This is a genomic window from Paenibacillus sp. cl6col (assembly GCF_900102125.1).
Classification (GTDB): domain Bacteria; phylum Bacillota; class Bacilli; order Paenibacillales; family Paenibacillaceae; genus Paenibacillus_B; species Paenibacillus_B suaedae.
In genome coordinates this window covers 205,025-216,622 of record NZ_FNAZ01000009.1, presented here as the reverse complement: position 1 = coordinate 216,622, position 11,598 = coordinate 205,025, and the positions used below count along the sequence as shown (strand labels likewise).

Sequence of the window (11,598 nt, the reverse complement as noted above, 5' to 3'; positions counted from 1 at the left end):
GGATTTTAGACATTCAGATTAGTTATTGTACAAATTTGGCATTCATATTGTAATTCTATTTTTAGACCAATAACGTCTATTGGCACAGCAATCATGCTGGGCCATCTGATAAAATATACACCGCGTTCTTATCGGCATCCAATGCTGCTCTCATTATCGTTTCTTTGCCTTTAACGAAACCGTAATCTTTATTTGTGTTGTCCCATTTCACTTCATATCCCGTAATATCGATATTGAATAATTCCTTGGCAAGCGGAGCGACCACTTCCTGTGCATCTTTTGCCGTAATCCTTTGGTCGGTCATTTCTTTTTTTCTTGTATGATGAAATACGTTCACAATCTTTCCCTTTATCGCATCCATCTCAAGAGATACTGCATTATCCTTAATTGACAACATATGATAATTTTCCCCGCTAGAAACAAGCAACGCCTCTGTTACATTCAAATCATGATCGAAAGCCGTTTTCATCGCTTTCGATGCCATTTCCTGCCATTTTGAATCGAGTTCTTTCTTGGCAAGCTTAATTGTAACCTCACTGACAAAATCTGTTCCACTCCTCCATACTGCCTGAAAACCTTTCCCTGTCAAAGCATACGCGAAATGATCTTTTAGTTTCTCCTTTTTTCCATCATAAGGCCGCATTAGAATCGCTTCTTTATCAAGGACGTATGTTTTCTTTGCGTATGCCTTTTTCAGTGCTTTCAGAACCTTCTCCTGAGTCTCTTTGCTGATTTTATCAAGTGGAACCGCTCCGTCTATCGACCATACTCCTCCTTTATCATTAAAGTAGACAGTGTACTTACCATCTACCGATGTAACCTTCGCCTCTGAACCGCCCAATGACTCGGCAACATTCTGCAGCTTAATCTCTTTTCCAGCAAATTGATTTACCGCTTTTTGCAATTTGACTGCCATCGTTTTGTCAATTTGAACCTTCTTATTATTCGTTTGCTCCTGCTCATGCGCTGCCTCTGCTCCTACAGGAATTGGGCCTGCCACTGTAACCAACATACTTGACACAATCATAGCCGCTAGAATTGTTTTGTTTACATTCATCTTATTTTCTCCTTAGTTTCATATGTAAACCTCCCTTTTATGCTAACATTGAGCATCTAATACTCAACTTAACATTCAATGAATAAAATTTAAGAATAAAATCAGAAATGAATTTTCACAATTCGTCATTTATTTGTTGTCTTTGCCGCGCAATCGTTTCTCTTGCGCTAGATCATGCGCGACCCGAAGCGCTTCTTGGCCCTTCGTCTGCAGTTCATTCACCGCCTCATCCACCGATTTCTTATTGTCAATGATGGATTGCAGCGCTTCGGACAACAATAGCCAGAAGGAACTGTTAAAGTCATCAGGGACATTCTTGTTGCCCCACAAAGCATCCAATGCGGACAGTTCCTTCAGCTTCAATGCATAGAATGCTTCCGTGCTTCTGCCGTCCAATTCCTTGAAATATTCCGGTCTGGAAGGAATGGTAGGGATCATGCCGACAGTCGTTCGAGCTGCCACCTTAGCCATTTCCGTGCCGTTTATAAATTTGACGAGTTCCCATGCGGCCTCCTTATTGCCGGAATCAGCTGCGATCGCATAAATTTCGTGAATGGTTATATTTCCGGTTTCATCGGGTGTCGCAGGATCGATCGGAGCTGTCACAACATCCCAATTGATTTTCTCGGCTTTCTTATTCCTTAAATGCGCCAAATCCCACGGCCTTCCCAGCTTCATTGCAGCCTTACCTGTGAAGAAGAGCCCTTTCTCCGGTTCAATGGGCTGCGGACCTTTATTAGCTGGTGGTATATACAGTGCCTTGCTTCGCACCGCATCCGTCGCCTGCTGGATGGCCACCTTCCAGCCCTCCGAGTTGATCAACAGCTGCTCTCCCTTCGTGTCGAACAGCCTCAAGCCTGTTGAGGAAGCAATTTCATACATCAGGCTGTCTGCTCCGCCATATTCTTGGGCTAGCGCATACAGATGCTTATCCGTACCGCCTGCATTCGATATGCTTGTCGCCAGTTCAAAAAATTCCCTCCAGCTCATTTGATTTCGAGGAGGTTCAATATTATGCTCCTTGAATATATCACGATTATAGTATAATACAGTGGTATCTATAGTGGGGGAGAGTCCATACAATGTCCCCTTGCCCATTGCTTTGAGCCTGTCGGTAAGACCTGGCATGAACCCTTCGATATCATAACGATCTCGCTTAATGACTCCATCAATTGCATACAGCTTCCCGCCTTGGGCAAATTCTTTGAACGATGTCTCATCCAGCAGCAATACATCGGGCTTATACTTGTCCAGCAGTTTCTGCGACTCTTTCTCAAAATCGAATTCAGGATCTCCGAACTTGGAGTACAACTCCGATTTACTCACTACTTCAACATCAATATCAGGTTGCTTCAGTTTGAACAATTGCCCATAATCTCGATAAAATGCCTCTTTATCCTGATAGACGACTCTAATTGTCCCTTTTACCTTATTGAAGGTCTCTACTTCCGATTCTCTACCAAAACAACCGCTTACTAATAACATGATGATGAGAAGCATTATCCCCATTTTCCAGCTAGTCCGCACTCGCAATTCCCTCTCTCCCTTGCTTCGTTATGTATATGGCTCTTCATATTCGGGAACCAGAATTGAGATTCCCTTACGATTTCTTCGCCGCCGTTTCACGCGCTTTTATTAATGCTTGCTGCCCCTTCATCTCCAGCTCTGCGAGGGCTTCATCTATCGTTTTCTGTTTATCAATGATCGCTTGCAATGCTTCTGCTAATAACGGGTCGAACAGGTCATAAAACCCGTGAGGAATGTTCTTGTCATCTAACAGTCCTTTTCCTTGTTTCGGCTTCAAGAGATAGAACGGTTCCGTGCTTCTGCCTTCTAAATCTTTAAAATAGCCTGTACGCGTAGGCAGCTTCCCGTTATTCCCCAGCGTCGCAACCTGAGCCATGTCCGTTCCATTTACGAATTGGATAAATTCCCATGCTGCCCGCTTATTTTCAGAATTTGCGGATATCGCATAAATTTCTGACAAATGCACATAGGCTGATTCATTCGGGCTGGCAGGATCGACCGGTGTCGTAACAATGCCCCAATCGATATTCGGCGTTTTTTCATACATCGGAACTTCTTTCAAACGAACAGAGAACCAGGACTCTTGAAATGTCATCGCGGCTTTTTCTTGATGAAAAGGCTCGTAATAGCAATCCATACGCTCATTGTTGGCGTCTTGCTCCGGGATGTATACGGACTTATTGCGGATCGCCTCCGTGGTCATTGTTACAGCTTCCTTCCAGCCCTCGGATTGAATAAGCAGTTTCTCTCCTTTGGCATCAACCAGTCGAAGCCCAGATCCAGCCGCAATATCATACACAAGCTTCTCGGGTTTCTCCGTTTGATACAGGCCATATGCCCCCTCTTTCGCGAATCTGCTGGCCAAGTCCAACAATTCTTTCCAGCTCATTTGATCTCGCGGCGGTTCGATATTGTATTGTTTGAACAGTCCACGATTGTAATACAACACAGGTGTTTCGAAATAAGGCGCCAATCCGAACAGCTTCCCGTTCCCCTTCTCTTTCAGCCTATCGATAAGCCCAGGCATGAATCCGTCAATATCATATTTATCCTGGTTGATGACCATATCGAGGTCATACAGCCTCCCATCCTGGGCAAAGGCTTCGAACATGCTCTCATTCAACAGCAATACATCAGGCTTATACTTCTCTATTACTCTCTTCTTTTCTTCATTTAATTCAAAGGAAGAATTCTGCTCGGATTGATCAAACAAATCATCCTGTGCGATGACTTCAACTTCAATATCCGGATATTTCATCAAAAATAAATTTCCATAATCCCGATTGAATGATTCCTCATCCTTATACACGATCTTAAGCTTCCCTTTGCCGTCTTTCAGCGGCGCCATTTCTGAATTTCCGCCAAAGCATCCACCCAATAGTGACGTGATTGTCAGCAATAGAAGTACTAGTTTATATTTTCTATGCATAATTCGCTCGCTTCCCCTTTTTATTGTCGTTCGTGACATGATGTATATGTGGAGTACGCTGCCTCATCGCTTCCTACCAACGATTCCTTATTTTCCGGTTTCGCTGCGTGCCTGCATCAGCACCCCTTGTCCTTTTTCCTCCAACACGGCGGCTGCTTCATCAATCGTTTTTCGATTCTCAATCACAGCCTGCATTTCTGCTCGCAGCGGCTCCACGAACAGGCGAAAAAAAGATTCCGGAACATGGTCATTCCCCCACTTTTGCGCTGTTTCCTTCACTTTTAGCATATAGAAGGCTTCTAGGCTTTTTCCGTCGTATTCCTTCAAAAATCCTGTCCGCGACGGCAATGTCCCGTTATATGTTTTGGAATTGGATTTCGCCATGTCTGCACCGTTTACGAACTTGACCAGCTCCCAAGCTGCCCTCTTATTGGAAGAAGCGGCTGATATGGCGAAGATTTCACGTGAAGATATATTCACGGACTCATCATTTGAATGGACGGGCATGGTTGCGATGCCCCAATTCATTTGGATACCGTTCTGCTTGAGCGACAGCATGAGATCTGGCGAACCAAATATCATGGCCGCTTCTTTGTTCATAAAGTGTTTGTTGCTGCCATTCGAATTTAGAATCACCGACCCGCTGCGGACTCCATCCGTGACGAGCTTCATGACGCTTTTCCAGCCGTCCGTATTGATGAGCACTTGTTCTGCCTTCTCGTCGAATAGCTGTAATCCAGAATCGAAGCCGATATTCAGTACCTCGCGTCCGGGATCGGAATAAGTTTCCTCCAAGCCGTACACGTGCTGGCCGCTACTTCCTGAACCCGCAAATCTTGCTGCCAGTTCCATTAGCTCTTGCCAGGTCATTTTATTTCTCGGCGGTTCAACCTGATATTCCTTGAACAGATCCGCATTGTAGTACAGAGCATGTACGATGACGCGCGGCACAAGACCGTACAGATCATCCTTGCCTAACGCTTTGAGCTTGTCGATAAGTCCAGGCATGAACCCATCCACATCGAAGTTATCTTGATGAATGGCTGTCTCCAAGTTATATAGCTTACCCTCCTCAACGAAGGCTTTGAACATCTCCTCATCTAACAGCAATACATCAGGACTGTATGTATTCAGGAACTTCCTTGTCGCTTCCTTATAATCAGTAACATGATTGAATTCGGTGATGAGCTTCGACTTGCTGATCACTTCCACATCAATTTGCGGAAATTGTAGTTTGAAGTATTTCCCGTAATCCTCATAGAATGATTCCTCATCGAGATAGACGACCTTGATTGTTCCTGCTTGAAGTGGCTCGAGTTCTTCTCTTGGTTCGCCGCAACTGCTCAGCAGGGATAAGATCGTCAGCATGAAAATCCCCGTTCTCCATACCCTTTTCATAGATATCCTCCTACTCTCCTTCTCGCATATTTATCGCAAAGAACAGACCCCGACGTTTACCAATAAGGGACTCATGTATTTACTTGGAAGTTAAATTACTTGTGTGCTCTTTATCACGTAATTGGCGTAATGCAGCTTGCCCCTTCTCCTTTAGTTCGGCAGCGGCTTGGTCTACTGTTTTCTTCCCGTCAATGACCGCTTGCAGTTCTTCCGACAAGATTGGTTCGAAAACGAGAAAGAAATCACGAGGTACATTCCGGTTGTCCCATATGCCGTCTTCCATCTGCGGCTTCAATTGATAGAACGGCTCTGTTACTGTTGAATCAAAATCATTCAGATTGCCCATGCGCGTCGGCGCGTAGTCATAAACAAAGCGTTGGAAGTATGTCCCCATTGTTTCCTTGCCATTGATGAATTTGACGAATTCCATCGCAGCCTGCTTGTTATCAGAATCTGCTGCTACTGCATACACATAGGGCAGCTTCATATTCGCCTCTGCCAACTTCGGATTGCCAGGCGGCGACAGGACGCCCCATTTTTTGTGTAATTTTCTCTTATCGTCCGGCTGCATCACATCTTCATGAATAAAGGATGGATCACCGATTAACATGGCAGAATCCCCATCTAAAAAAATCCCATCATGGGTCATGTTGCGCTCTTTTGGATGAACAAGCAGCGCGCGGCTTCTCACTGCTTCTGTCATTTTCTTTATGACATGCTTCCATCCGTCTGTATCGATCAGCAGCTTCTCCCCCTTCTCGTCGAACAAGCTCAGTCCGGAAGAAGAACCGATCTGGTACATCATCGCCGGAGCGGCGGAGTACGTATGATAAATGCCGTGAAAATCCCGCTTCCCCGAACCGGGATCGGAGATTTGTCCAGCCAGCTCTAGCACTTCATCCCATGTCATATTGCTTCGTGGAGGAGCAACGTGATGCTTCTCGAACAAGTCCTTATTGTAAAATAAGACCTGTCTATAGAAGTAGGGGGCTATTCCATACAGCTTCCCTTCCCCTCTGGTTTTCAATCGATCGATCAGACCTGGCATAAATTCATTTAGATGAAAACTTTCATCTTGCAGATCAGCCTCCATGTCATAGAGCTTCCCTTCCCGCGCGATATCCGAGAACAGGTTCTCGTCAACAACAATGACATCTGGCTTGTGTCTGTCTAGGAACTTTTTCTGCCCCTCGTAAAACTCATCGAGAGATTTTCCATTCTTGAACTTGGCAAATTCGTTCGTCTGGACAATAAATTCGATTTGATCCACTGGATAGTTCATCATTTTTATTTTGTCGATATCGACGTAGTACGCAGCTTCATCCTGATACAGCACCTTGATTTTGCTTGTCTGTATGGACTCGTCATGCTCTAGCGTCTTGCCGGCACATCCACTTATCAATGCGATTATCATAAGGAGTGTGATTGTGACTCTCGATTTCCCCATACTTGCTGCCTCTCCTTCCTCGCTCCTAAGACGCTATTCCTTTTCTAGCTCTATGGTGAACTCTAGCTCTTTCATATAATGTTTTTCGATTTTCCGGGCTTCTAAAGACTCATAATCATACAAAAAAGGCTTGATCGTAATCGACTTCGGTTTTTGCCGGAATGGCTCGAACATCAAGTCCAATCCATAATCATTCGACTCTTCGTACTTATTAGCTAATCCTCCAAGTCCCGCATGTATCAGTCCTTTCGCCTTGTTCCCCTGATCATCGAACACGTCTGCACTGAACAGCAGGTTATCGCGCAGTCCAAAGTCTTTTTTCGGACCTATAAATTTATCGGGAACATGCTGCATTTCTCCTATTCCTCTCAGCATCACTCGCGTCGTGATTGGGGTTAACTCCAATTTCTCAAGCGACAGGCTAAGACCGTCATAAGATTTCGTAATATTCTCTGTAAACTTAATATTTTTCGTATTCTTCTTCACCGGAATATTGAACATGAACACCTCCCGAACTCCCGATAATGATACATTCATGCGGATATTGAACTCATCAGGTAGCGGTTTCGGCACGCTGCGGAGATTTCCATTTCTCGTTACTGAAGGTTCACTCCTACTTACTGAAATACCCAAATCTGGGTCTCCAGGAATTTGGTACATGCTTAAACTTAAGTCGTATGTTATCTCCTCAAGTGAAGAGTCTAAGAAACGAATTCGACGAATTACTCCCCTATCATCCGTTAAAGAGGGACTGAACAGATAGGAAGACAGATTTTCGCCTTCACGCTCCCACGTAAAAGCCAAGCGGATGCCATCATAAACCATGTTTTTAATCCGAAGCGTTACCCCGTCATGGGTGATGGATTGATTGATTTTCGTAACCAGATTGTTATCAACCGCATAAGAAAGACCGTAATCGCCGGTTTGCTGGAACACGACGCCGATGAATGGCAGCTTGCTTAATGCATGTGCCATCGTTGATGAGACGAACCCGCTTCCAATCACACCACCGCCAATAACGGCTGCTAAGGAGGTAGCGATTACTGCTGGCTTCCAGATTGATTTCTTCTTCGCTGCCTTCTCTTCCCGAATTCGATTCATGATCCGATGGCTATATGTATAGACCGGCATTTCGGTATCGTGAATGATCTGTTCTAGCTGATTGATTTCTTGATCGGTCAGCTTAGTTCGGTTGGACCATTTCGCCATTCGCAAAGACCTCCTTATCATTATTCCGAAGCTTGGTACGCAGCCGCTCATATTTCTTGCGAATCGCAGCTGGATTACTGCTCATAATGTCCGCTATATCAGTAAAGCTATATTGCTCAACTGCTCGTAGCAGCAGAATATGCCTCTCCTCCACTGTCAATAGTTCAAGCATATTCTCAATGATTGCTGCATGATTGATAGGAACAGGATTAGGTGCAATCTCTCTACTGCGCAAGAGCAGCCGATACCATCGTTTTCTCTTCTTCAGTACATTCATGCTGTGGTTATATGCAATCTTATACAGCCAAGCCGAGAAATTCGTGTTCTGTATGTATTGATTCAGATTGCGGTAGGCCTGTAGGAAGATCTCCTGCAAAGCATCTTCTGCTTCTTCTCGATTCGTTAATAGATAATAGCAGTAGCTGTACATTTGCTTCTCGAAATGATGAATAAGGATTGCAAAAGCTTCATCATCTCCTTCCTGCACCTTCACAACAATTGCCTCAATAAATTGCTGCTTCTGTTGTCGTTCACCCGGGCTGGATAGTTCCACAGGTTCACCTCCCTTGATGCTCTCCAACCTCTATAACAACCGTAATCTCCGATTTGTGACACGTGTCCAAAAATAAAAAAACAGATAGCGCCAACCGAATAGTTGTTCTATCCGATTGGCGCATACTGCTTATCCACTCCGGTATTCAATTCAAAAAATTCGTTCGTTACTAAGGTTAGTATGTAATCAGTTTCTTGCCTGCCTTGAAACTAAGTGGAATGCTGGCCATAATGACAACACCAGCAATGATCGTACTGATAATAAGCTCACTTGCTGAAATTACATTTGCAGCAAGCCCTGTCTTCATAATGAGGCTATCAATCGGAACGATGACCAATAGGCCCGTAAATAAACCTGGCGAATAGCAGCGTTCGATAATCGTCGATATCAAATGCGGGAAGATGATGTTAAAGATCATTCCACCCACATAGCCGAAATACGCATATTTGAACAATGCAACGTCTGGATAAATGATATAGAGGGCTGTAATCAAATAAGCAAATCCGGTTACCCAAAATAAGCCAAACAAAAACTGATCCTGAGTAACGGCTTTATGCATCTTCACCTTCCCAGCTGCGGAAGATTGTCTGGTGAGCCACACTGCTTCTTCTAAGTTATGTATCGTAAATGCGAACAAAAACAAGATAATAATAGAACTATTCATATTGTATTCCTCCTTATTGGAACATTCAAGCAATACCAAGTATTCTTACAAGGAACATCTTATGTTTAATTCAACCCATTCAAGAGAAAATGAACGGTGCATGCAGCAATCTCGTCAACACTCTCTGCATTCTCTTCTTTGACTGTTGTCTCGAACAAGTCATCTAGCGCAGGTACATTTCGAGTGAAAATGAGTGCTCCTATGATAAAGTGCAGCGTCTGCTTCAAGGAAGTGAATTGGAAGCATCCCTTCGCTCTACCCGCCTCCAGTATGTCGCGAAGCTGCTTCCACAATGTGTAGACATAGGCTTGCAATTTCTCCATACGCGGACTTTGCATAATGATCTCCTGCTGCAGCAAGTTAATGAGCTCAGGCTCTGTCTGACGCAGACGAACAAATTCATGTATAAAATGTGAAAAGTCAGCCTCTGGATCCTGCAGCGTATAGATTGCCGTTGCATAATTGGGAATCGACGACTCAAATAGTGCATAAAATACCTTTTCCTTGCCGCCAAAATGGTACGAGACAAGCGCAAGCGCTACTCCCGCCTCTTCGCAAATTTGCCTTACCGATGTTCCTTCGAACCCATTGCGTGCAAACAGCTTCTTCGCCGCGCCAAGAATCTTTGCCTTCACGTCATTTGTGTCTTGAACCATGTCTGTTCTCCTCTCATGTTGTTATTGATGAATAAGTTCTAGGTTGATATTGACACTAGCAGTGAACAAAAAATTGAACATTGAAATTGAGTATAGGAACTGCGAATATGCTGGCCCTATTTATTGAACATTCGTTTTGAACGATCGTTTTGAACAGTTGTTCAAAACTCTATATTCCCATCCTACTCCTCTATAACAACAGTGTCAACCCTAATTAGAAATATGGAGTATCTAAGAATCTGAGCCTCGGAAATCGGACACGATAACGGTATATGCCATTTCAACAAATAGAAGGAGGTACTTCCGTGAGTGATGGTATCAGTATATGGGCACTCAAGAAAATGCCCCTGCAGCAAGTGATTCAATATATAACGCAGCATAGTGCGCCTGAATTTCAAGCGCGAATGATAAGTATGCAGGAAGCAGACTTTGAAGCTCTATCTCCTGAGCAAGCTGAGGATAGACTTCGTGATGCCATATCGGGAATGAGCGAGGAAAAGTATACCGATTATTTGCTGGAGTTAATTGACGAGTAATACCGGATGAAGCACAAGTGACGGCGCTTCAAACACAAAGAAGCATGCCCTCTATAACGAGAGACATGCTTCTTCTATTCATGATGCTAAGACATAGCCTGAACAACAACATGACTGTCAACGTATTGCTTGAATGCTGTAATTTTTCCATCATCAAGCTTCCATACATGTACGAAATCTGCACAAATGGATTTCCCTGTAGCCTTGTATGTTCCGGTATAAACGCCTTCTGTAATTACGATATTTTTCTTCGTAACCTCATGGAAGGTGTGCACAGTGGCGACAAAGCCGTCCCAGTCCGTTCCTAAGCGTTCAAAAACATTACTCTTAATTCTAGCGGCTCCATGGAATGTGCCACCGTACGGATATCCGGCCGCTTCCGTCCATACCGTGCTGTCAGTTAATGCTCCAAACAGAAATTCAGGCCCTTCATAGGTGCGGCGGATGATGTCTACATTTGCTTGCTGACTTTCCATATCCAGCCCTCCCACGAAAACTAACTATTTTAGTACATAATCTTATTTGTGGAACGTTACAACTTCTTCAAACGGCAGGAAGCTGCGTTCACCTGGTTGCTCATTCGGCTCACCGAATGGCATTTGTGCGATCAACGACCACTCTTGCGGAATATCCCATGTACGTTTCACTTCTTCATCTACGATCGGGTTGTAGTGCTGAAGGGAAGCTCCGATACCCTCTGCTTCCAGCGCTGTCCATACTGCATATTGCAGCATTGCACTGCCTTGATGGGACCAGAACGGGAATTGCTCTTTATAGCTAGGAGCATTTTCTTGCATGCTCTGAATCGTTGCTTGGTTCTCGAAGAACAAGACTGTTCCTACACCATCGCGGAAGCCTGCCAGTCTTTGAACGGTTGCATCAAAGTTCTCTGCCGGAACGCGAGCACGCAGCGTTTCTTTCACGATGTCCCAGAACTTCTCATGTTCACCGTCCAACAATACGACCATACGGCCGCTTTGCATGTTGAATGATGTTGGAGCATGCAAGGATGTTTTCAAAATTTCACGGATGCGCTCTTCTGTAATCGCGGGATTTTTAGTTACTTTGCGAACGGAACGGCGGTTGATGATTGCGTCTTTGAATGTTGTCATTGAGGTTTCC

12 protein-coding genes are annotated in these 11,598 nt (G+C 44.4%); 1 reads left to right on the top strand and 11 read right to left on the bottom strand.

Features of this window, described 5'->3' with window-relative positions; translation table 11 throughout:
• Positions 1-91: 91 nt before the first annotated feature.
• The 9 genes from BLS15_RS22245 to BLS15_RS22205 form a co-directional block, all read right to left on the bottom strand.
• Positions 92-1,057: a hypothetical protein gene (locus tag BLS15_RS22245; protein WP_028531452.1), complete on the bottom strand. Its 966-nt coding sequence runs from the start codon at positions 1,055-1,057 to the stop codon at positions 92-94.
• Positions 1,058-1,186: 129 nt separating this feature from the next.
• Positions 1,187-2,584 (bottom strand): ABC transporter substrate-binding protein, encoded by a 1,398-nt coding sequence (locus BLS15_RS22240; protein WP_028531453.1) that lies wholly within the window; start codon positions 2,582-2,584, stop codon positions 1,187-1,189.
• A 73-nt stretch (positions 2,585-2,657) separates the two neighbouring features.
• Entirely contained in the window at positions 2,658-4,013 is a 1,356-nt protein-coding gene (locus BLS15_RS22235) for an ABC transporter substrate-binding protein (protein WP_021253578.1), read from the bottom strand.
• Between the two features lie 87 nt (positions 4,014-4,100).
• Positions 4,101-5,411, bottom strand: coding sequence for an ABC transporter substrate-binding protein (locus BLS15_RS22230; RefSeq protein ID WP_021253579.1), 1,311 nt, complete (start codon positions 5,409-5,411; stop codon positions 4,101-4,103).
• A 79-nt stretch (positions 5,412-5,490) separates the two neighbouring features.
• Entirely contained in the window at positions 5,491-6,858 is a 1,368-nt protein-coding gene (locus BLS15_RS22225) for an ABC transporter substrate-binding protein (protein WP_021253580.1), read from the bottom strand.
• 33 nt (positions 6,859-6,891) lie between these two features.
• Entirely contained in the window at positions 6,892-8,067 is a 1,176-nt protein-coding gene (locus BLS15_RS22220; protein WP_021253581.1) for a DUF4179 domain-containing protein, read from the bottom strand.
• Positions 8,042-8,620, bottom strand: coding sequence for an RNA polymerase sigma factor (locus tag BLS15_RS22215; RefSeq protein WP_021253582.1), 579 nt, complete (start codon positions 8,618-8,620; stop codon positions 8,042-8,044). Before BLS15_RS22215 ends, BLS15_RS22220 begins: the two co-directional genes overlap by 26 nt.
• A gap of 175 nt (positions 8,621-8,795) precedes the next feature.
• The gene (locus tag BLS15_RS22210) at positions 8,796-9,284 is read right to left on the bottom strand and encodes an HXXEE domain-containing protein (RefSeq protein WP_021253583.1); all 489 of its coding nucleotides are present in this window, start codon (positions 9,282-9,284) and stop codon (positions 8,796-8,798) included.
• Positions 9,285-9,349: 65 nt separating this feature from the next.
• Positions 9,350-9,940 carry a TetR/AcrR family transcriptional regulator gene (locus BLS15_RS22205; RefSeq protein ID WP_021253584.1) on the bottom strand — a complete coding sequence of 197 codons (591 nt, stop codon included), beginning with the start codon at positions 9,938-9,940 and terminating at the stop codon, positions 9,350-9,352.
• Between the two features lie 305 nt (positions 9,941-10,245).
• Here BLS15_RS22205 and BLS15_RS22200 point away from each other — a divergent pair, with 305 nt between their 5' ends.
• Positions 10,246-10,476 carry a hypothetical protein gene (locus tag BLS15_RS22200; protein WP_021253585.1) on the top strand — a complete coding sequence of 77 codons (231 nt, stop codon included), beginning with the start codon at positions 10,246-10,248 and terminating at the stop codon, positions 10,474-10,476.
• Positions 10,477-10,562: 86 nt separating this feature from the next.
• On the opposite strand, the gene BLS15_RS22195 is transcribed toward BLS15_RS22200, so the two are convergent.
• Both BLS15_RS22195 and BLS15_RS22190 read right to left on the bottom strand, forming a co-directional pair.
• Positions 10,563-10,952: a nuclear transport factor 2 family protein gene (locus tag BLS15_RS22195; protein ID WP_021253586.1), complete on the bottom strand. Its 390-nt coding sequence runs from the start codon at positions 10,950-10,952 to the stop codon at positions 10,563-10,565.
• 42 nt (positions 10,953-10,994) lie between these two features.
• Positions 10,995-11,588: a nitroreductase family protein gene (locus BLS15_RS22190; protein WP_090513749.1), complete on the bottom strand. Its 594-nt coding sequence runs from the start codon at positions 11,586-11,588 to the stop codon at positions 10,995-10,997.
• Between the last annotated feature and the right edge of the window lie 10 nt (positions 11,589-11,598).

Bases quoted from the DNA above. Each gene is read 5' to 3' on its own strand.
- BLS15_RS22190 (WP_090513749.1), bottom strand. From the start codon at position 11,588: ATGACAACATTCAAAGACGCAATCATCAACCGCCGTTCCGTTCGCAAA.
- BLS15_RS22205 (WP_021253584.1), bottom strand. From the start codon at position 9,940: ATGGTTCAAGACACAAATGACGTGAAGGCAAAGATTCTTGGCGCGGCG.
- BLS15_RS22195 (WP_021253586.1), bottom strand. From the start codon at position 10,952: ATGGAAAGTCAGCAAGCAAATGTAGACATCATCCGCCGCACCTATGAA.
- BLS15_RS22225 (WP_021253580.1), bottom strand. From the start codon at position 6,858: ATGGGGAAATCGAGAGTCACAATCACACTCCTTATGATAATCGCATTG.
- BLS15_RS22245 (WP_028531452.1), bottom strand. From the start codon at position 1,057: ATGAATGTAAACAAAACAATTCTAGCGGCTATGATTGTGTCAAGTATG.
- BLS15_RS22210 (WP_021253583.1), bottom strand. From the start codon at position 9,284: ATGAATAGTTCTATTATTATCTTGTTTTTGTTCGCATTTACGATACAT.
- BLS15_RS22220 (WP_021253581.1), bottom strand. From the start codon at position 8,067: ATGGCGAAATGGTCCAACCGAACTAAGCTGACCGATCAAGAAATCAAT.
- BLS15_RS22230 (WP_021253579.1), bottom strand. From the start codon at position 5,411: ATGAAAAGGGTATGGAGAACGGGGATTTTCATGCTGACGATCTTATCC.
- BLS15_RS22235 (WP_021253578.1), bottom strand. From the start codon at position 4,013: ATGCATAGAAAATATAAACTAGTACTTCTATTGCTGACAATCACGTCA.